The 20,868-nt window shown below is 46.5% G+C and carries 14 protein-coding genes, 1 tRNA gene and 1 pseudogene; 9 read left to right on the top strand and 7 right to left on the bottom strand.

The annotated features are described in order from the left end of the window. Positions 1–19 precede the first annotated feature (19 nt). From DXN05_RS02000 to DXN05_RS01985, 4 genes are all read left to right on the top strand, one after another. Positions 20–706, top strand: a complete 687-nt coding sequence (locus tag DXN05_RS02000) for a phosphonatase-like hydrolase (RefSeq protein WP_116845531.1) — start codon at positions 20–22, stop codon at positions 704–706. 333 nt (positions 707–1,039) lie between these two features. Continuing rightward, a complete protein-coding gene (locus DXN05_RS01995; protein ID WP_158559100.1) occupies positions 1,040–4,192 on the top strand; it encodes a SusC/RagA family TonB-linked outer membrane protein in 3,153 nt (1,050 codons plus the stop codon). An 18-nt stretch (positions 4,193–4,210) separates the two neighbouring features. Further along, complete coding sequence (locus tag DXN05_RS01990; RefSeq protein WP_116845529.1) at positions 4,211–5,968, top strand: RagB/SusD family nutrient uptake outer membrane protein; 1,758 nt, start codon at positions 4,211–4,213, stop codon at positions 5,966–5,968. A 373-nt stretch (positions 5,969–6,341) separates the two neighbouring features. Beyond that, positions 6,342–9,920, top strand: a complete 3,579-nt coding sequence (locus DXN05_RS01985; protein WP_158559099.1) for a LamG-like jellyroll fold domain-containing protein — start codon at positions 6,342–6,344, stop codon at positions 9,918–9,920. Positions 9,921–10,488: 568 nt separating this feature from the next. On the opposite strand, the gene DXN05_RS01980 is transcribed toward DXN05_RS01985, so the two are convergent. The 6 genes and pseudogenes from DXN05_RS01980 to arfB form a co-directional block, all read right to left on the bottom strand. Beyond that, positions 10,489–11,073, bottom strand: a complete 585-nt coding sequence (locus tag DXN05_RS01980) for a hypothetical protein (protein ID WP_116845527.1) — start codon at positions 11,071–11,073, stop codon at positions 10,489–10,491. 310 nt (positions 11,074–11,383) lie between these two features. Then, positions 11,384–11,836: a hypothetical protein gene (locus DXN05_RS01975; RefSeq protein ID WP_116845526.1), complete on the bottom strand. Its 453-nt coding sequence runs from the start codon at positions 11,834–11,836 to the stop codon at positions 11,384–11,386. Positions 11,837–13,038: 1,202 nt separating this feature from the next. After that, positions 13,039–13,120, bottom strand: a tRNA-Leu gene (locus DXN05_RS01955). A 185-nt stretch (positions 13,121–13,305) separates the two neighbouring features. Then, the gene (locus DXN05_RS01950) at positions 13,306–14,496 is read right to left on the bottom strand and encodes a hypothetical protein (RefSeq protein ID WP_116845522.1); all 1,191 of its coding nucleotides are present in this window, start codon (positions 14,494–14,496) and stop codon (positions 13,306–13,308) included. Between the two features lie 143 nt (positions 14,497–14,639). Beyond that, positions 14,640–16,175 (bottom strand): oligosaccharide flippase family protein, encoded by a 1,536-nt coding sequence (locus tag DXN05_RS01945; protein ID WP_116845521.1) that lies wholly within the window; start codon positions 16,173–16,175, stop codon positions 14,640–14,642. Positions 16,176–16,273: 98 nt separating this feature from the next. Beyond that, a pseudogene (gene arfB, locus DXN05_RS01940) lies at positions 16,274–16,672 on the bottom strand (alternative ribosome rescue aminoacyl-tRNA hydrolase ArfB); the annotation flags it as partial. An 80-nt stretch (positions 16,673–16,752) separates the two neighbouring features. Between arfB and dtd the strand changes: the two are divergent. The 3 genes from dtd to DXN05_RS01925 are packed head-to-tail and all read left to right on the top strand — an operon-like array spanning position 16,753 to position 18,581. After that, on the top strand, positions 16,753–17,205 hold the full coding sequence (gene dtd / locus DXN05_RS01935; RefSeq protein WP_116845519.1) for a D-aminoacyl-tRNA deacylase: 453 nt from the start codon (positions 16,753–16,755) through the stop codon (positions 17,203–17,205). A 51-nt stretch (positions 17,206–17,256) separates the two neighbouring features. Beyond that, a complete protein-coding gene (locus DXN05_RS01930; RefSeq protein ID WP_116845518.1) occupies positions 17,257–17,583 on the top strand; it encodes a nucleotide pyrophosphohydrolase in 327 nt (108 codons plus the stop codon). Positions 17,584–17,633: 50 nt separating this feature from the next. Continuing rightward, complete coding sequence (locus DXN05_RS01925; protein WP_116845517.1) at positions 17,634–18,581, top strand: YihY/virulence factor BrkB family protein; 948 nt, start codon at positions 17,634–17,636, stop codon at positions 18,579–18,581. A gap of 44 nt (positions 18,582–18,625) precedes the next feature. On the opposite strand, the gene DXN05_RS01920 is transcribed toward DXN05_RS01925, so the two are convergent. After that, a complete protein-coding gene (locus tag DXN05_RS01920) occupies positions 18,626–18,928 on the bottom strand; it encodes a YXWGXW repeat-containing protein (RefSeq protein ID WP_116845516.1) in 303 nt (100 codons plus the stop codon). Between the two features lie 82 nt (positions 18,929–19,010). On the opposite strand from DXN05_RS01920, the gene DXN05_RS01915 reads away from it, so the two are divergent. Both DXN05_RS01915 and DXN05_RS01910 read left to right on the top strand, forming a co-directional pair. Continuing rightward, positions 19,011–19,277 carry a hypothetical protein gene (locus DXN05_RS01915; protein ID WP_116845515.1) on the top strand — a complete coding sequence of 89 codons (267 nt, stop codon included), beginning with the start codon at positions 19,011–19,013 and terminating at the stop codon, positions 19,275–19,277. A gap of 58 nt (positions 19,278–19,335) precedes the next feature. After that, positions 19,336–20,802: a glycine--tRNA ligase gene (locus DXN05_RS01910; RefSeq protein WP_116845514.1), complete on the top strand. Its 1,467-nt coding sequence runs from the start codon at positions 19,336–19,338 to the stop codon at positions 20,800–20,802. The last annotated feature ends 66 nt before the right edge of the window (positions 20,803–20,868 follow it).

The following is a 20,868-nucleotide window of genomic DNA, read 5'->3' as shown; positions in this document are numbered from 1 at the left end:
TTATAAAAACTAAATTACTATGATCAAGATGGTCGTTTTCGATATGGCAGGTACCACTGTTGATGAAGATAACGTGGTGTATAAAACCGTGCAGCGGGCAATTAATGAACAAGGATATGATTTTACGTTGGAGGAAGTGTTGGAAGCCGGTGCGGGAAAGGAAAAGCTGCAGGCAATTAAAGATGTGTTAGCGCTTAAGGGTGTTCAGGACGAAGCCCTGGCCCAGGTAATATTTAAAAACTTTGCAGCCAGTCTTGATGAGGCTTACCGCACCATGCCAATCAAGGAGCAACCGGGTGCCGGCCAATTATTTCAGGCTTTAAAAGAGCGAAAGATCTTTGTTGTTCTTAACACGGGCTACAGTCGGCCGGTAGCCGAATCATTGATCACTAAAATTGGCTGGCAGGTAGGCCGGGATATAGATGCCTTGGTAACGGCCACCGATGTGCCCCGCAACAGGCCTCATCCGGATATGATCTGGTTCGCCATGGAACAACTGGGTGTTCCGGACGCTACGCTGGTTGCCAAGGTGGGTGATTCCGCTATTGATATTGCGGAAGGGATAAATGCGGGTTGCCTGGTTAATGTGGGTATCACAACCGGTGCTCAGACAAGACAACAACTTTTAAGTGCCAGCCCGGCTGCGGTAATTGACAATCTGCTGGAACTACTGCCACTGGTAATTACAGCAACGGCCACCGCTTAGCCCATACCTGGTGTTTCACTTTTTTTAAGTCCGCCCGACAATGCAGTATCACAAACAAACTGCATGGTTGGGCGGAATTGTTTTGAAAACACATACTTGTAAACAATTTTACGCAAACGTTTGCTTCAATTTTATTACACAGGAATCTTAAAAATATGTCTTACAGATAAAGATTTGTTAATGTTGGATGCTGATATTTTCCTAAAAGGAAATATAATTTCGCTTAAATCAATTTCATTTCCCTTCGTCTCACCAACTCTAAAGAAAACGTTTATGCGAAAAAAGAGCTTTTCCGGATGTCAGCTTTTCGGTGTAGGGCGGCTGCTTAGTAAAATGATCCTGGCATATTTGCTGGTTATTTTTACCTCCGGCCGGCTTTGCGCCCAAAAAAATTCCTCTGCTGAAACTTTTACGACTACTGGCCAGGTACTGGACGGTGAAGGCCACGCGGTAGATGCTGTTTCTGTTTTTAATAGCCGCAACAAGAAAGGTACGGTTACTGATGCAACAGGGAACTTTAAAATCGATGCCCGGCAGGGCGATGTGCTGTCCTTTAGCAAAGTAGGCTATCAGGAGCAAATTGCCACAGTAATAAGCGCGGCGATGGCGCCTGTTCATATCCAGTCTGCTACCAAGGCGCTTGATGAAGTGGTAGTAGTGGGTTATGGCAGTCAGAAGCAGGTTAACCTCACCGGTGCGGTAGACCAGGTGTCAGGGAAAGTCATGGCCGACCGGCCAATTACCCGTATTGCGCAAGGCTTACAGGGTGAGATTGCCGGCCTGAATGTGGTAACCACCACGGCAGGCGGAGCTCCCAACGCTACACAAACCATTAACATTCGTGGCTATACTGGTTTGGGTGTAACGGGTGGGCCGTTGGTGGTAATCGATGGGGTGCAGGGCGGTGATATCAACTCGGTAAATCCGGCAGACGTAGAAAGCATTTCGGTATTGAAAGATGCTGCATCTGCTGCCATTTACGGTTCCAGCGCTCCTTATGGTGTGATCCTGATCAATACCAAAAAAGGCAGGAAGAATGCACCACCAAGCATCACCTATACCAATAACATTGCTTTTGCGCAACCTATCGGTTTGCCTAAAATGGTCAACTCATTGGACTTTGCAAAGATTTACAATGAGGCGTTCACCAATGCAGGACGTGGACTGGCTTTTACCGATGATGTAATCCAGCGCATGAAAGATTACCAGTCTGGCAAAATCTCAACAGAAACAGTGCCTACCAAGACAGGTGCGGATGCATGGGGATCCTGGTTTGAGGGAAATGCTAACCACGATTGGTTTAAAGTGTATTTCAAAGATTTCGCTACCAGCCAACAGCACAACCTGGGCATTAATGGCGGCGGCAATAACTCCACTTATTATGTGGGGCTGGGTTACAATGACCACAGTGGTCTGTACAACTACGGCAATGACGATTATAAACGCTACAGTGTACGTGCTAACCTGAGTAGTACCGTGACCAACTGGATGACGATTGGCCTGCGCAGTATGCTGGCCCGCTCCATCAATAATACACCCAATACCTATGCGGGCAGAACAGGTGGTAACTACATGCACCAGATAGCACGTAAGTTTCCCAACGTTGCATTGAAAAACCCTGACGGCGGCTATTCTGACCCCGGTGACATTTTATTGATGAAAAATGGTGGCCGGGTGATTCAAACAGAAGATGATGCGATCGTTACCGGTGAGGTGAACTTAAAACCCGCTAAGGGTTGGGAGATCGTAAGCAATTACACTTTTGATGGCATCTTTAACAACCAAAGCAGCCAGGTAAAGACGCTTTACACCAAGCTGCCCAGCGGCACCTTGTCTCCCATGAGCGGATCAACTCCCAATAGTTTTAGCCGGAACAGCAACCGTAATGAACATACCATTGCCAACCTTTATTCTTCTTACGAAAAAAGCTTTGGCAATCACAACATGAAACTGCTGGCTGGTTTTGTGCGCGAACTGACAACTTATACTGCTTTTGGCGCCAGCAACAATAATCTTTACTCTGATGACATTCCTTCGCTGAATACTACCTACAATCCTACGGCAACGATCAGTGATGAAAACAGGGAGCTTGCAGTACAGGGGTATTTTGGTCGTTTCAATTACAACTTCAAAGAAAAGTACCTGGTAGAGTTCAATGGCCGTTATGATGGCACTTCACGTTTTTTAAAGGATGTACGCTGGAAGTTCTACCCGGGTGTTTCGGCTGGTTGGAATATAGACAAAGAGGGCTTTTGGAAAGGTGGTGTGGCAAAGACTATCGATGCGTTGAAGATCCGTGGTTCTTATGGTAGCCAGGGCGACCAAAGTTTCCTGGGGGTGGCCAGTGTGTCTACCTGGTATCCGTTCTATCCCAGTTTAGCTACTTCGGCACCGACCAGCAATAACTGGCTGTTTGGCACCAGCCAACAGGCTTCGGTAGGTCTGCCCCCGCTGGTAAACAATGAGCTGACCTGGGTAACAACCACTTCTTATGATTTGGGTTTGGACGCCAGTTTGCTCAATCACCGGTTGAACGTACGGTACGACTGGTATGTGCGCAATGCAAAAGATTTTGCTGGTCCTTCCGTGGTACTGCCGGCTGTGTTGGGTACGGGCGTACCGCAAGCCAACAACACCACCATTCAGACCAAAGGTTATGAAGTTACAGTTCAGTGGCGTGATCACATTGGAAAAGTAGGATATGGCATCAGGGCCACCTTATCTGACTACACCGGCAAAGTGGTGAAGTACCCCAATCCCACTAAACTGCTGTCCACCTGGTATGCCGGCCAAAAAATGGGCGAGATCTGGGGCTATAGTTCTGACGGGCTTTACAATAACAAGAACCTGGGCCAGGCTTTACCAGCACAGTTCTGGACAGGCCGCTGGCAGGAAGGGGATGTACATTACATTGACCGCGACAAGAGTGGCCGAATTGACTATGGAGCCAACACAGCTACCAATTCCGGTGACATGCATGTAATTGGCAACAATACGCCACGCTACCAGTTTGGCTTTGGTATTGATCTGAACTGGAAAAATTTTGATTTCAATGCCTTTGCGCAAGGTGTCGCCAAGCGAGATGCGTTTATCAACTCCAATTATTTCTGGGGTATGCAGAGTAGTGAGTTTCAAAGTTCGCCTTTTACCGCGCAGATCAACAATACCTGGACCACTTATCATCCCAGCGGGTATTTCGCAAGGCCATATATGAATACTGAGATTGCCAAAAACCAGCAGGTTACAGACCGCTATTTACAGAATGCGGCATATCTGCGCATCAAAAATGTGCAGTTGGGTTATACGCTGCCGATCAGGCTTTCTTCTGCGGCTTACATCAAACGGGCGCGCATTTTTGCCGGCGTGGAAAACCTGGCAACATTTACCAGGCTGATTAAGACCATGGATCCGGAACTATCTATCAGCGACGGTAAGATTTATCCGCTGCAAAGGTCCTTTTCCTGTGGCGTTAACGTAACCTTTTAATGCTTGAAATACGATTTTATGAAAAAACTCAATATACTGTTTTACGGTGCACTGGCGCTGGCGCTAACGTCCTGTAAAAAAGATTTTTTGGAAAGAGCGCCGTTGTCTAATGTAAGTGACGCGGAGTTCTGGAAGTCACCCAATGACCTGCAGTTATACTGCAATAACTTTTACAATACAGAGTTTCCTTCTTATACCGGCTACGGTACCATTGGGATCTATGGCCTGGATGCAGACCAGGGCAGTGATAACCAGATACAGGGGGATGGATACAATACCACTATGAACGGTGAAGCGGTGGTGCCGCCTTCCGGTGGTGGATGGACGTGGACCAGCCTGCGTAATATCAATTATTTGCTGACCCATTACAGCCGGGTAAGTGCACCCTGGACCAGCGTTGCCCCCTACGTGGGTGAAGCCAGGTTTTTCCGCGCGCAGTTTTATTTCAATATGCTCAAAACCTTTGGCGATTTGCCATGGATAAATCAACCGGTTTTGCAATTGGATGATCCGGCCTTGTATGCGGCCAGGGTTAGCCGGACAATTATTGCTGATTCGATCATTGCTGACCTGGATAGCGCGATCAGCTATTTACCTGCGAAGTCAAAAGCGGCTACTTCCCGCGTGTACAAAGAACTTGCTATGGCCTTAGCGTCACGGGTTGCCCTGTACGAGGGTACCTGGGAAAAATATCATGCCGGTACTCCCTTTGGCGTGGCAGGATCAGATGGCAGCAAATATTTAAACAAGGCTGCACAGGTGGCCGGTACGTTAATTGACGCAGGCGTATTTTCCCTTGACAATGTGGGCGCTGCCAATGGCTATTGGAATCTTTTTAACCAGACGGATTTTAGCAGCAGTAAGGAAGTCATGTTCTGGCGCCGTTACCAGGTAGGTATTATCACACAGAACTGGGCGCGGTACACGTTGGCTGGTGCTGCCCGTGGTGTTACGAAGGACTTGGTGGACAGTTACCTGTGCGTTGATGGGCAACCTATTTCCCGTAGCGCACTGTATAAAGGAGATGATTCCCTGACAATGGTTGTAACCAACCGTGACCCGCGCCTGGCCCAGACGATCTATGTGCCGGATGGTAAACACATTATCACCAACAACGCTCCGAGTGGTGCTGTTACGTTATTTACGGTACCGGAATTAGATGGCGGCGGCACAGCAAGTTGCCCAACAGGTTATCAAACGTACAAAGGACATAATCCGGATTACTACCAGCAATACGCACAAGACGTTGGCATTACGGGATTAATTCTGTATCGCTACGCAGAAGTGCTGCTTAACTACGCTGAGGCAAAGGCTGAACTGGGTACGATTTCCCAGGCAGACCTGGACAAGAGTATTAATAAGTTGCGCCAGCGGGTTGCTATGCCCAACCTCAACCTGGCAGGTATTATCACAGACCCCAAATGGACCTTTCCGACACTGAGTGGGATTATCAATGAGGTACGCCGTGAACGAAGAGTGGAATTGGCATGCGAAGGTTTCAGGCACGATGATATCAACCGGTGGGCAGCTGCTGACAAAGTATTGGTGGGTTGGAAGCCAAAGGGCGCGAAAAAGGCCCAGTTCACCACCTTAGCAGCCGCTTCTGCATTGGCTAAGTACCCGGTAGATGCTGCTGGTTACATTGAAATCTATCAAAACATTGCCCCATTAGCAGGCGGTTTCCATTTTAATGTGAACCGTGATTACTTATCTCCTATACCCCTGGATCAGCTTCAACTCAATAAAAGCCTGACCCAGAATCCCGGATGGCAGTAACATTAATCCCTGATAGCAACTGTGGCTAGCCTATGGCCCTGCTGCAGTTGCTTTGCTTCTCAACTGCTATCCTATGTCCCCCCTTTCTATCATCAATTCGTTTTTTCCGCGAAGCATTTTTCTTTCCAGGATACCTACCAGGCCTCTTGCTGGCCCTGGTAAGGTTGTGTGTATAGCGCATTGCCCTCGCGGGATTTAGCTCCTTATCTCACACCAAAAAACAAAGAATATGAAACAATGCTTCTCTTTGAAGGGCAGGCATGGCAATAGCCCATCCCGGCTATTGCTTGGACTACTGGTAATGGCCAGCGGTCTATTACACGCTCAAACGATGACCCATCAAAACCAGGTCATTATTCAAAAAGGTATACAAATGCAATCTTGGCTGTATACCGATCACAATCCCATGGGAAGTGGTTTTACCAATCTTAAACTTTCGGTAGGAAGGACTGGCAGGTACCTGCGGCTGCAGCTGCCTTTTACAGAGAACCTGAACCTGGCCGAATTACAAGTTTTTAGCGGGGGTAATAATATTGCTCCAGGCAAAAGCACCTCGCAATCTTCAACAGCTAGTAGCACCACTACCAGTGACCGCGCGGTTGATGGCAATACCGATGGCGTGCTGGCTAACGGGTCCATTGCGCAAACCGTTACTGGCAATGCCGAGATGGAGCCCTGGTGGCAAATAGATCTGGGCAGTTCTGTACAGATCGATTCAGTGGTAATCTGGAATCGTACGGATTGTTGCGTATTGCAAATGCATGGCTTCTATTTATTTGTCTCTGATAATGCGTTTACCGGCAGCACACTAGCCACGCTGCTTACACAACCGGGGGTATCTAACTATATTGAACCAACGACAGGTGGTGGAAGCCCCTCGCTTACAGAATTACAGAATTCACAGATCACCGCACCCAGTTATTACGAACCTCCCTACTACAATTACACGCTCAATCAAGCGGATCCAGGTCTTTACTGGAGCCTTGCCCGTACCTATGGCCATTCCCAGTACAGTGGCACGCTTCGGGGGCCATCTGCCTTTGAGCAAAGTAATGGAGTACTTAATTCTCTGCAAACGGCCAACGTTGACAAGTGTTATTCCGTTTGTATAGGTGATGAGGACGCCAATGGTTCTACCAACGTCACTTACTGGAAAAACTGGTTCAATATTTTCCACAGCAAATACCCGGATGTACTGGTGCATAGCAATCAATATATCAACCAATGGTCGGAATCACAATTGCGTAGCTACATGCAGACGGCACACCCGGATATTATGACCTATGACTTCTACAATTTTTACATTAACCGGTCCCCTGGCCCCGGTACTTCGTATGGTGTGATACTGGGAGATATGGTAACATATAGGAAGCTAGCCCTGGAAGGTTGGGACGGAACGGGCAAATCGCCTATTTTATTTGGTGCTTACCTGCAGGGCTACCAGGGTACCTGGAACGGTGTGCGGTACAGTTATATTCCTTCCGAATCGGAGTTCAATGTTGGCATGTACAGTTATCTGTTGATGGGAGCCAAATGGCTAAATATATTTCGCTATATCCGCGAAGATATGAACACTTTTTTCTGGACCAGTAATGGAGTTCCCACACCCCAGTATTGGCAGTATGCCAGTCTGGGAAAGGAGTTAAAGCAGTTGTCGCCTCACTTATCGCGCCTGCAAACTACAGATGTGCGTTTCATACCTGGCTTGCATACTTCCGGTGATACGGCCGCGGCCAACGCGATGCCAGCCGGCATTGCGGCTTTTGATGCATCAGCCGACCCTTATGTAAAAGCGGTAACAGCAGTTAACCTTGTGGCAGGTACCAATAATGGGCTAAGAGGGGATGTGGCACTGGGGTATTTTAGGCCCGTGGATGGAATCAACAACACACCGGGAATAACCATGTCACCGGTGCCGGCTGTCGACACCCGTTATTTCATGTTGATGAATGGCCTGGTTAAATCCAACGGTTGCTGCCATGCGCTTGGCACCAGTGGCCTTACCACGGATACAACGGCTGGTAAAGCCAACCAGGCAATACAAAAAATCACCTTGTCCATAGACTTTGGCGCCAATAGTCCAGATACGCTGTATCGCGTCAGAAGAAGTGATGGAGTGGTTGAAATGGTGTCATTGGTACATGATAGTGCCACGCACTACCATATGACTGATACGCTGGAAGGTGGTAAAGCAGACCTGTTTTATTGGAAACATGCGGCGACCGCAGCTGCCACAGGTACCACCAATGCGGTAAAAGTAAATGCAGGCATTATCGATGGAGGGAATGTCACGGAGCTCAATGGTACGCAGAAGTTCACGATGGAAGCCTGGGTTAAATTCAATACGATTGGCGCCTGGAACTCTATCGTATCCAAAAACGCTACCAACACGGCCAGGACCACGATGACGGTAAATGCAGATGGAAAGGTTTACCTGATTGTTGCCAATGGAAATGGAAGCAGTTATGGCTATACAGCAGCCGGTGTAATCACAACCGGCAAATGGTACCATGTAGCGGGTGTTTTTGATGGCAGTCAAAGTGCAAACGGGGACAAGGTAAAAATTTATGTAAACGGGGTATCTCAATCCCTTACGTTTGCAGCCACCATGCCTTCAACCGCGGCAAATACCGCTGTGGATTTTGTGGCAGGATCTTCCACTGTTGCGGCTTCCGGTACTTATGTAGATGGCATGATCGATGAAGTCAGGGTGTGGAAGGATGCATTACCGGCAGGAACCATTGCAGGTTGGAAGGACAGACAATTAGGAAACTGTCATCCCAATATTAGCAGTCTGGTAGTTTACTGGCCGTTAGATGACATCACCCAGTCATCAAAGGCGCAGGCCGGATTAGGTACTGCTTATACAGGCACCATTACGAATGGTTATTACCTGGCCAGCTCACAGGCATCGGATATCAGCAGTTGTACCGGTGCGGGGGCTGTTCGGGTAAACAATGGCATTATTGACGGAGGCAATGTTACCCAGCTGAATGGTGCCAGCAAATTCACCATGGAAGCCTGGGTAAACCTTAATACGATCGGCGCGTGGAATTCTATTGTGTCTAAAAATGCAACCAACACTACCAGAACCACTTTGACTGTAAACACAGATGGCCGGGTATACATGATTGTGGCCAATGGAAACGGCTCCAGCTATGGATATACGGCTGCCGGAGCGGTCACTACCGGTCAGTGGTATCATCTTGCAGCGGTATTTGATGGAACGCAAAGTTCCAATGCCGGTAAGCTAAAGATTTTCATTAATGGAATTTCCCAACCACTCACTTTTGCCGCTACAATGCCGACCAGTAGTGCTACTACGACTGTTGATTTTGTGGCAGGTTCCTCCACGGTGGCAAATTCTTCAACTTACCTGGACGGAACCGTTGATGAAGTGCGGGTGTGGTCACAGGCATTGGCAGATTCCACGATAATGAGCTGGAAAGACAAGGTATTGGGAAATTGTCATCCCAACGTCTCAAACCTGGTGCTTTATTGGCCGTTGGATAATGGAAGCATTGACACAGTGGCTACAGCCGGGTTGTCTACTTCCTATATCGGCAGACTAATGAGTGCCTCCTATGTCAATGGCATCCAACTCTCCGGTACAGCCGGTTGCGCCGAAGCCAGGGTAATGAACACTGTAGCGACGAGTAAATTAGTGACTGCAAAAGATTCTGCAGAACAGTCAATATCGCTGTTAACAGTTTTTCCCAATCCTGTACATCAGCAGGAAAAACTGGTTATTCAGCTTTCTAGTAAAACATCAACCGTCGCAAGAATAACACTCTATGACATGAGTGGAAAGGCCCTTGTTGGCCGGACTGTATCACTGGCAGCAGGTAATAACCGAGCGCAGCTGACAATACCAACAGTATCTACAGGAATTTACCTGGTGCGCGTGGATACGCAAACAGGTATACAAACTTTTAAAATCATCATCCAATAATCTGGTTTGCTGAAAGCGGGTCATTCGTCAGGACAGCCCATCAGCGATAGCCGGCAGATCTGGTATCTGACCGGCTTTTTTTTAACCAGTTATCTATTTTGATCTGCTGATGCCGTAAGCAGCCGACCGAAAAGATAATATTCCTATAGAGGCCCGCGATCAAGTAAAAGTATTCACCAATTATTTTTTAGCCTTGATCCGGATGATCAGGCGATTCGCGTTAACATGCGTAAAGTCCTTTATCTGGTTGACGTATCGGTGAAACAATTGTATGGCAACATACGGGAATCGGGCATCAGTGCAAACATAAGTCAGCGTATTGCCGTGGATAGACTAGATGAGTGATATCTGTAGCAATTACCCGATTAAAGTCGTAGCGATATGTCGATACATTCCCGAAACGTCTTTAGACTGCCCAATTGCTGCAGAGGACAAGAGCAACCGCCGCCACTGGGTACATCTGGATCGTCTACCTATACCTGCTGACAGACTTTTGAATTGTGGTGAACGTTAGGTCATAGGCATTGCCGCATTGTGTGGTTGTAGTGGGAACTCCGCAAGTGTTAATTTAGAAGGCATTCGCACTCTTCTCTATATATCGGCCATTACGGCCGGCAGACCGGCCAGTCACTTTTCCATTTGAATATATATAATAGGAGCTTAGGTTGGTAGCAAGATCTCTTATGGTAAGTGTTCCACTAAATGCGTTGAAGAAGTCAGGGCTGTCATAACTCGTGTTGGCAGAATCCAGCGAAGTATATGTGCCAAGAAATATTTGGCATGTTGTATCATAAGTATAGGCGATTAAATACTTCGCTGTATTCTCTACCTTAAAAGTTATCGAGCGATTTTCTTGACCATTGATAAATAATTGGGGGATTAACGGTGTAAAATAGGTAATTGAATCACCCTTTTTTGAAGAGGTCGTACCATCCCAATTGGGCATCCATTTCAAGCTAGTATCTCCGCGAAGTTTTGTAGAAAAATCTTGGTCCGCACTGTGCGTGTCAAATGCTGAATGGAGCTTGGCTTGGACTGGGTTGATAGCCGTTGGAGGGGTAGCGGTTGAATCGCTCTTTTTACATTCTATCGCGATCAATGCAATCGAAAGAATGCATACAAACGCAATAAATTGAGTGGTCATTTTTCTCATAAGTTTGGTTTGTTAGAACTCGAATTAAGAAAAATAAATATAAGTTTAAATTGATATAGATGATTCTGTTTCTAACATTAAATTTTGGCAATGGGTTATTCTGTATTTGAAGTGATTAATGTGAATCTAAAAAACAAATATTTAGGCAATCAAAATCGGCATAATAGATTATCCGAGAATAAGTGAATTGAGACATAGCAACATCGTTGCACCGGTCTGGGTAGAATTCAAAAGTAAAGAAAGGGTGGCCCCAAAAATGTTCGGGCCACCCTTCATCCTTTGCAGGCTTCTTTGGCGAAGCACAATAATGTTATCTAAGTACTTCCTGGGAGATCAAATGAGCTCGTTCAACGTTTGAGATAGTGATACAAACCTCGTTTGCAATTCGATGGGTACGGAAAACATATACCTTCAAAGAATTTGACCTGAACTCTATAAAATCAAAATCTCCAGATTGCAATGTTTCAAAATCCGGATGAATCAAATGATCCATTTTCGCCAACAAGTCTTTAAAAAAAATCTTATTAAATTGAGTAATAACATGAATGGCGGTTGTCTTTTCGTCTATGAAAGCATACAGTTCCAAAATCGGCCTAGCAAGGAATGTAAGGTCAATAACGCTTGCAACCTTGTTCGCTTCCAGCGAAATCACTGGAGAATTTTTTGCGAGACGACTGTATTTATTCAGTAAATAAGGCTCAAAGTGAGCGTTGACAAAATCTGCCATGTGTTGAGCGCTACCCAAATAGTCTAAAATTTCCATGCACGTAATTTATACAAAAATCAATTACAGCTAAAGGGCCCCAAAAACTCCTTTTTTCTTCTTTAAAAATGATGTTGGGGGAGTTTGAATTTGAAAATTTGAAGGGCATCTCTAACCAAATGGAAGAATCATTTTTGAAGGAAATTGCATCATCCCATGCTGGAAGGGCTGTTGATACTTTTTGACCATGGAAATTAGCAAATGAAAGTTGTTGTCCTTTATAACCTGCTGTTTTGAAAGTAGAATTTTTCTCGCGGTGTTTGGGGTTAGTAGCTCTGATAATTTCGCTTGTACGTTACCATTGTTAACTTCGACAGTAGTGTTTTTCCGGCCAAGCGAACAAGATTGCGCATACAACAATTGGAACGGTTAGCCATGTCCATTTTTTCATAGTTAGTTTTGCTTTTATGCTGCTAAAGATAGCAGGTACTTCAAACTTTTATACCCGTGAAATCACTCATTTTATTCTATCATCTGGTATACGTTATACCGGTAGTTTTCCTTTCATTTTCGGAATTGCTGTAAAGCTTGATTTGAGCGCCTTGAATCTCTGATTTAAATCTGCCCTGCTGGTGTATTCAGGCGCAAACTGAATGTAAGTGAACAGCCAAATTAGAAAATATATTTCACCGATAAAACATTTGGAGAGTACAGCGTTCTTCAGTGTAGATATAATCAAGAACACCTGGAAAGATTTCGGCACCGGTCAAAGCGGTAACCTGTTTGATTTAGCGAAAAGAGCTGCATCCCTCAAAAGAAAACAAGGATTTTTTGCAGGAGCTTAACCGCATGGGGGACAAAGTTCCTATGCACTATCACCGGAGGTGAGGAATTACAGGCGCGAATAAAAAATTTGATAACGCACGATACCTATCAACGCTGGTACAACGACCTGACCCGGACGCAGGCATCTCTTTCCAGCCAGGTGGATAGGCTTAGCAGGCAAGAGGAAGATATTTACCGGGTTCTGATGAAGAATGTGGATAGACTGACTGACTTAAAAAGCATATACGAAGGGGCTACCATTATGCAGAAGCATACGCTGATAAATCAGGGGTTCGATAGCAATCATACTATAAAAACAGTAGTTATCGAACCCCGACCGCATTAGATTTTTTAATGCATAACTATCAGAAAATTAGTTCAAAGGGATTATTATTCTTAGATATAAATGAAAGAGGGGATCGAAAGATCCCCTCAAGTGCGGGCGATAGGGGTCGAACCTACACGCCTCGCGGCGACAGATCCTAAGTCTGTTGCGTCTGCCAATTTCGCCACGCCCGCAGATTCGGAGTGGCGAAAACCGGTAGCGTAGTGCTACCAATTTCGCCACATCCATGTTAAAGTCAATTGTCTCATCAAGTAGTGGGGTGCAAAAGTAGGGGAGTGGGGTTAAATTGTAAAGAAAATTTTTAGCCGGCGAATCATGATCCGGGATTAAAGGCTGACAGTTATAAGCTACGCGCCCGCTAACTCACCTTGTACATTTTTGACGCGGAATTGATGTAATCCAGCGGATCGAAGGTTTTGTCAAACGTTTCCTGGAGGTCTTTCAGTTTTAATTCAAGGTCTTTTACCTTGCCGCCCAGCTGTTCATCGTTGCGGTATTTGGTAAAGAGGTCAGCATATTTGACAATGTTCTCGCTGATGCGGAACGTGATTTGACCAAAACGCAGTTTCAGCGACTGCACGGCATTCATCTGGAAGAATATCTTCTGTTTCCATTCCTTGGGATTGCCGGCACGCTCAGCAGCGACAAAATCAGCTGCTTTCTGCCGCATACTGGTAAGGTACTGGTAGCGCTTTTCTGCATCGTTTTCCTTAGAGAAACTGGCACCGAAATCGGCATTGTTTATTTTGAGAATGCCGAGGTTATCGGCGATGGACTGGTCGTATTTTTTCTGCAGGTCTTTCAGTTCCTTCGTAATAGTTTCCCATTCGTGTTCTATCTGGTCTTTGTCGTAGTCAAACTGGCTGATCTTCATGGTGAGCGTCATCATTTTTTCGCTCTGCGCCTTCAGGTCTTTTTCTTTTTTGCCAATGTTATCGATGTAACTGGTCATACTGGAGAAAAGTGCCGAAGTGATAGGCCCGGTAAGCGGTACGCCTTTACTTACATCGCCGGTAAACGTGAGCAGGTTAGATGTTACGGCCAGCATGGGGCTTTGTGTTTTATTCTTCTGCAGGTAATTGTTGAAGGATTGGTACCATTCTTTAAACCCCGGGTAATTCAGCGGGTTGCCTGCCTCGCTGAGAGAGCCGAAGAATTCTTTGGTAGAATTGAAAAGCACGAGCGGTTTTATCTCCCTGTCCATAGATACAAGGTTAACCACAGCGCTTTGGTAGTTGGCCTGGAAAATATTCAGTTCATTCTGATCAATGGCTTTCTGCTTGTCTTCCAGTATCTGCACACGTTGCAGCAGTTTGTCGGCCTTTTCTTTTACGTCTTTGGAATCCTTGATGGATTTGTCCAATACGTTCACGCGTTCATCGAGGTGAAACACGGTAGAATCGAGCAGTTTGTTGCGCTTGTCGAAGCTGGTTTGTATTTCGTTCAACACCCTGTCCTTCAGTTGTTTGTCACTTACGGTATCAGTGTTTTGTGCAAAAGCCCCGAGTGCAAGCCACAGGGCAGCATAGGAAAGCAATAGACGTTTCATGCAGGGAAGTTTGTTATACAATAGTTTGGTGTATAAAAACCAAAATACGTACCAGAACTGCCGGGGCGGTTAGAAGTGAGGCGGGATGCGCGTTTGACCCGTTATGCGGTGGCGGTGGGGAGCCGCCACCGGTAGTATAACGATTATCTTAAGTATTTACCAATAATGGGCAGGCGTGCAAATTCACGTTTTTCCATCTTTAGTATAAACGCGGCGTATGCAGCAAAAAACAGTAAACCCACGAGTAACGACATGGGTTTGGCTGCATAAATATCACCCGGTGTAATAAAATGGGTATTGATAAAAGTGAACACATAATAGGTTGCAAACGCAATACCCATGTAGCTTACAATGCGTGGCAGGTGGTAGGGAATGGGATAGTATTTCTGTCCCCATATGTAACACACTGCCATCTGTATAAAGTAGCAAACCATGGTAGCCAGTGCGGCGCCGTAGTAACCCATAATGGGTATCCACCAGTAGTTGAACACGAAGGCAAGACCGGCTGTAACTACTGTGATAATGGCGCCGGTGCGGGTGCGGTCGGTGAGTTTAAACCAAATGGTAAGGTTGTAGTAAATGCCGAGAAACATATTGGCCATAAGCAGTATGGGTACAATGCGCAATCCCTGGTAGTAGAAGGGCTGGCGTAAAAATATCTTCCATACGTTCAGAAACAGGCCTACAAACAGGAACATAAAACACAGCATCACTACAAACAGTTTCATGATGCGGGCATACATTTTCTGCGGGTTATCGCCTTCTGCCTGTTTAAAGAAAAAAGGTTCTGCACCCAGCTTAAACGCCTGGATAAACATGGTAATGAGTATCGAGAGTTTATAGTTGGCGCTGTACAGGGCGATGGTTTCTTTTTTCTCCGTCATGCTGTTGCCGGGTAAAAACTGCGGCAGAAACCAGGCACGGTCAAACACCTCGTTCACCATACCAGCCATGCCCACAATAACCAGTGGCAGCGCGTATTTCACCATATTTTTCCAGAGGTTGGCATCTGCCTGCCATTTAATACGTGCTATCTGCGGAATAAACAGCAATAAAGTAATGCCGCTGCCCAGCATATAGCTGAGGTATACATAACCCAGTGGGTTGCTGCTGTTGTTTACATCAGGAAAAAAGTGCATGCCCTTGTGGTGCAGCATGGGACAAATGGTCAGGAAAAAGATATTAAAGAATACAGTTGTGGCCACACCTGCAACGCGGATGGCGGCATACCGCAATGGCCTTTCTTCAAGACGCAGCTGGGCAAACGGAATGGCCGAGAGCGTATCGAAAGCCATGATAAAAATGATGTAGTTGTACGAATCACCATGACCAGCCAGGCCGGATAACTGGCCCGTATAAGAGCCCAGCACTGCGCCTTTCAGCAGCATAAACAGCAGCAGGCTTAACAGCGTAGAACAAAGCAGGGATATGGTGGAAGTGCTTAGTACGCTGGTGGCGTTTTCTTTTTTGGCGAAACGGAAAAAGGCCGTTTCCATGCCGTAGGTTAAGATGATGTTGGCAAAAGGGATACAGGCAAACACATTGCTCATTTCACCAAATGCCGTTTTAGATAATACGCCCAGGTAAAAGGGGGTTAAACAATAATTGAGCAGTTTGCTCAGAATGTTACTTAACCCGTAGTACACTGTTTGGCTCGCTAATTTTTTGATGCTGCTCAAATCCTGTCGATTTTGTTCAAAAGTAAGGGATTGAAAGTTCTGTTAACACACCGGCCGGCAGTGGTAAAACACCATTTAACAAAAAGCCTGCGCGGTGTTTACCCGTTCAGCCAATTGCCTTTTTTGCGGCCTTCCTTGCGGGCGCTGTCTTTCTTTTTGCTTTCAATGCGGCGTTCTTTGGAGGCTTTGGTAGGTTTGGTGGCGATGCGGCTTTTCTTTTTTTCGAGTGCCTGGTTCACCAGCAGGTTCATTTTGCGCAGCACGGTTTCCTTATTGCCAAGCTGGGTGCGTTCGGCCTGCGATTTAACCAGCAGCGCACCTTCGCTGTTAATGCGGTTGGCCAGTTTTTCGGTGAGCACCTGTTTTTGCCAGTCGCTCACGAGGGCCGATGTGGCAATATACCAGCGGCCTTCCACCATGGTTTCTACCTTGTTTACATGCTGTCCGCCCTTGCCGCCGCTGCGTGCGGTTTGAAAACTGATTTCGGGGGATATGTCTATCTTCATTGCATAAAGATACGGAACAGAAACCGGCGCAGCCTGCCAGGCAGTGTGCCGGGTATTGAAAAATTATTGTTATGCGCGTGATTATTCAACGGGTAACCTCGGCATCGGTTGTGGTAGATGAGCAGCAAACAGGTGCCATAGCAAAAGGATTGCTGGTGCTGGTGGGCATAGAAGATGCAGATACAGAAGAGGACATTAGCTGGTTGTGCAGCAAAATAGTGAACCTGCGTATTTTCAACGATGCTGCAGGGGTAATGAATGTAAGCGTAAAGGAAGACGGCGGCGAACTATTGCTGGTGAGCCAGTTTACGCTGCATGCCAGCACTAAAAAGGGCAACAGGCCATCGTATATATGCGCCAGCAAACCCGGTTTTGCGGTGCCCATGTACCAGAAAACCATTGCCTGCCTGGAGCAGGAGCTGGGCAAACCCATACAGACCGGCATTTTTGGTGCAGACATGAAAGTGTCGCTGCTGAACGATGGGCCGGTGACTATTTTTATTGATTCAAAGAACAGGGAATAGTTGTGAAATGCAGCAAAATGAACCGATATTAGCGGTCTTAACCTATACGGTATGACCATCCAGGAAGCACAGCAGCAGGTAGATACATGGATTAAAACAGTAGGTGTGCGTTACTTTGGCGAGCTCACCAATCTTGGCATATTAATGGAAGAAGTGGGAGAGTTATCGCGCCTGATGGTGCGCACTTATGGCGAGCAATCGTTCAAAGAATCTGACAAAGGCAGGGAGCTGGCCGATGAAATGGCAGATGTATTGTGGGTATTGATTTGCCTGGCCAACCAAACCGGTGTTGATTTAACTGCTGCGCTGGAAAAGAACTTTGAGAAGAAGAATATACGTGATGCCAGCCGGCACAGAAACAACGAGAAATTACTGTAACACCTTATTCCGTACCACTGCAGCAAGCCTGCAATTAAAGCACCTGTGATATGCGTTTGGGCATAAAAGACATCGGCAAAATATTCTGGCAGGCCATCAACGATTTCTCCAATAACCGCGTGATGCGCATGAGCGCAGCGCTGGCCTACTACACCATTTTTTCACTGGCACCCATGTTAATCGTGATCATCAGCCTGTGCGATGTGTTTTACGGGCATGAAGCGGTAGAAGGCACAGTGTATGAACAGATACGCGATTTTGTGGGCGAACAGGCCGCACAGCAGATACAGGTGGTATTGCGCAATGCAACTGTTTCGCACGATATTACCTGGGCCAGTGTGGTGGGTATTGTGTCGCTGGTATTGGCCGCCACAGGTGTTTTTACGGAGATTCAGTATTCGATCAATGTAATCTGGTGTTTGAAAACCAAACCGAAAAAGAGCTGGATAAAAATGCTGCTGAACCGGGCATTGAGCTTTTCGATGGTGATAGGCATCGGGTTTATTTTACTGGTATCGCTGGTAATAAATACATTGCTCGATACCCTGTTTGATTATCTTACCCATTACCTGCCACAGGTGCAGTTGCATACAGCATACATCATCAATTACATCATCACCTTTGCCACCATCAGCTTTTTGTTTGCGATTATTTTTAAAGTACTGCCCGATGCGCGGGTGAAATGGAAAGATGTGTGGGTAGGGGCTTTAACCACCGCGGTGTTGTTTATGATCGGGAAGTTCGGGATTGGCTATTACCTTGCCAAAAGCAAGGTGAGCAGCACTTACGGCGCTGCCGGCTCTGTGGTGATCATCCTGTTATGGGTATACTATTCCGCTACCATTTTATACTTTGGCGCAGCGTTTACCAGGGCATATACGCATTACATAGGGCGGCATATTCATCCCAACGAATACGCGGTATATGTGCGGCAGATAGAAGTAGAAACCCTGGTTGATCCCGGTGAAGCAGGGGCGCAAAAAAAGCCGGATCAATAATAACCCGGCTTACAAAACGCAAACATCAGACTATTCAAACTAAACTATCTTCTCCATGAGCCTGGCACCCAGTACCAGCCACCTCTTGTCTGGCGCCAGTAACCAGGGTGCCACACGCGGTAGCGGGGAGGGGGAACCGTCCAGTAACCGGGCTGGTATATGTAATTGTTACCACGCCATACATATTCGCCTTCTATCCATATATGTCTTGGTGAGGGTTGTGCCGGGTGTACAATAACCGGTGCTGCGGGCCGTACGGAAACAAAAACACGCTGTGCATTACCATTCACTGCAAATGCTGTAAGCAATAAGGCCACGCTAAAGAGCTTGATTAGTTTATTTTTCATAAAGCGGTACTTTATTTGTAAGACTAGCAGTGATTTCCCGCGTTTAAACACCTGTGCCTCTTTAACAAATTTAGGAAATACGATGAATCCCTATTTTAAAATAACTATCTGGCTGTTTGCTGCTTACCTGCTGGCATTTATACTATTGTGGCAGGGCAGCAGGCACCCGCAGTTGAAAGACGTACCGGTGCTGTTTGCAGCCGGTATGGTGAGCGCGCTGCTGGCCTTATTTGATATGAAAAGTAAAACCATCAACACGGTAGTACTGGCAGCAGCTATCATTTTGCTATTGGCCAACCTGGTGAATTTCTGGGCGGCCTTTCGCCTGGTAAAGGGCATTTTCGGCTAAAAAAGCAGGGATAAAGGTTGGTGCAGAAGTGTGGTAAACGCCTATCTTTGCGGCTGCTATGAGTATTCAAGAAAACAAATTCCAGGCGATTATTTCGCATGCCAAAGAGTATGGCTTTGTATTTCCGAGCAGTGAAATCTATGATGGTTTAAGTGCGGTGTATGATTACGGTCCCAACGGGAGCGAGCTCAAGAAAAACATCCGCGATTACTGGTGGAAAAGCATGACGCAGTTGCACGATAACATTGTTGGTATCGATGCTGCTATTTTTATGCACCCCACTACCTGGAAGGCCAGCGGGCACGTTGATAATTTCAGCGACCCGATGATTGATAACAAGGACAGTAAAAAACGCTACCGGGTAGATCACCTGATTGAAGCGTTTGCAGATAAACTGAAAGAACAGGGTGATGAAGGCGAGAAAAAAGCCGGTGACCTGCTGGCTGAAATGGATCAGCTGCTGGCAAAGGATGACTATGCCGGTTTGAAACAACTGATTGAAACAAACAAAATCAGCTGCGGTATCAGCGGTACCTGCAACTGGACGGAGATCCGCCAGTTTAACCTGATGTTCGATACCAAGCTGGGTTCTATTTCTGAAGAAGCAGATACCATTTACCTGCGCCCTGAAACTGCCCAGGGTATTTTCGTGAACTTCCTGAACGTGCAGAAAACAGCACGTATGAAAATTCCTTTTGGCATTGCACAAACCGGTAAGGCTTTCCGTAACGAGATTGTGGCCCGCCAGTTCATTTTCCGCATGCGCGAATTTGAACAAATGGAAATGCAGTTCTTTGTACGCCCCGGCACACAGAAAGAATGGTACAACTTCTGGAAAGAAGAACGCCTGAAATGGCACCTGAGCCTGGGTATCGCTAAAGAAAAATACCGTTTCCACGATCACGCCAAACTCGCGCACTATGCCGATGCCGCACTGGATATCGAGTATGAATTCCCGTTTGGCTTTAAAGAAGTGGAAGGCATTCATTCCCGCACTGACTTTGACCTGAAGAACCACCAGGAATACAGCAAAAAGAAACAGCAGTACTTTGATAACGACCTTGACGAGAATGGTAAGCCTTACGGCAACTACATTCCGTACGTGGTAGAAACTTCTATTGGTTTGGACAGGATGTTCCTGCTGATACTGAGCGAAGCCTACGAAGAGGAAATGATTACCAAGGATGACGGTACTACTGACAGCCGCACCGTAATGCATATACCGGCGAAGATTGCGCCTACCAAACTGGCCATTCTGCCACTCACTAAAAAAGACGGTCTTCCTGAAATAGCAACAGAACTGATGAATGATTGTAAATATTCATTCAAATGTTTCTACGAAGAAAAAGATGCCATCGGTAAACGCTACCGCAGGCAGGATGCAGTAGGTACGCCGTTTTGTGTAACCATTGATCACCAGACCAAGGAAGACCAGACCGTAACCATCCGTCACAGGGACAGCATGCTGCAGGAACGTATTCCTATGAGCAAAGTGAAAGAGATTGTACTGGCAGCCATACAATAGAGGTGGCTTCGAGCTGCTAGCTACGAGCTTCGAGCTTTATCGGAGCGAGTTACAGCAATAGCTATT

The sequence above is a fragment of the Deminuibacter soli genome (genome assembly GCF_003412455.1).
In the GTDB taxonomy this organism is placed as follows: Bacteria; Bacteroidota; Bacteroidia; order Chitinophagales; family Chitinophagaceae; genus Deminuibacter; species Deminuibacter soli.
Note: the sequence above shows the minus strand (reverse complement) of the source record. Positions and strands in the feature narration are given on the sequence as shown.

What these genes read in the sequence shown, in the direction of transcription:
- DXN05_RS01930 (WP_116845518.1), top strand. Translation starts at nt 17,257, where the DNA reads ATGACCATCCAGGAAGCACAGCAGCAGGTAGATACATGGATTAAAACA.
- DXN05_RS01915 (WP_116845515.1), top strand. Translation starts at nt 19,011, where the DNA reads ATGAATCCCTATTTTAAAATAACTATCTGGCTGTTTGCTGCTTACCTG.
- DXN05_RS02000 (WP_116845531.1), top strand. Translation starts at nt 20, where the DNA reads ATGATCAAGATGGTCGTTTTCGATATGGCAGGTACCACTGTTGATGAA.
- DXN05_RS01990 (WP_116845529.1), top strand. Translation starts at nt 4,211, where the DNA reads ATGAAAAAACTCAATATACTGTTTTACGGTGCACTGGCGCTGGCGCTA.
- DXN05_RS01980 (WP_116845527.1), bottom strand. Translation starts at nt 11,073, where the DNA reads ATGAGAAAAATGACCACTCAATTTATTGCGTTTGTATGCATTCTTTCG.
- DXN05_RS01995 (WP_158559100.1), top strand. Translation starts at nt 1,040, where the DNA reads ATGATCCTGGCATATTTGCTGGTTATTTTTACCTCCGGCCGGCTTTGC.
- DXN05_RS01925 (WP_116845517.1), top strand. Translation starts at nt 17,634, where the DNA reads ATGCGTTTGGGCATAAAAGACATCGGCAAAATATTCTGGCAGGCCATC.
- DXN05_RS01920 (WP_116845516.1), bottom strand. Translation starts at nt 18,928, where the DNA reads ATGAAAAATAAACTAATCAAGCTCTTTAGCGTGGCCTTATTGCTTACA.
- DXN05_RS01910 (WP_116845514.1), top strand. Translation starts at nt 19,336, where the DNA reads ATGAGTATTCAAGAAAACAAATTCCAGGCGATTATTTCGCATGCCAAA.
- DXN05_RS01985 (WP_158559099.1), top strand. Translation starts at nt 6,342, where the DNA reads ATGCAATCTTGGCTGTATACCGATCACAATCCCATGGGAAGTGGTTTT.
- DXN05_RS01950 (WP_116845522.1), bottom strand. Translation starts at nt 14,496, where the DNA reads ATGAAACGTCTATTGCTTTCCTATGCTGCCCTGTGGCTTGCACTCGGG.
- DXN05_RS01975 (WP_116845526.1), bottom strand. Translation starts at nt 11,836, where the DNA reads ATGGAAATTTTAGACTATTTGGGTAGCGCTCAACACATGGCAGATTTT.
- dtd (WP_116845519.1), top strand. Translation starts at nt 16,753, where the DNA reads ATGCGCGTGATTATTCAACGGGTAACCTCGGCATCGGTTGTGGTAGAT.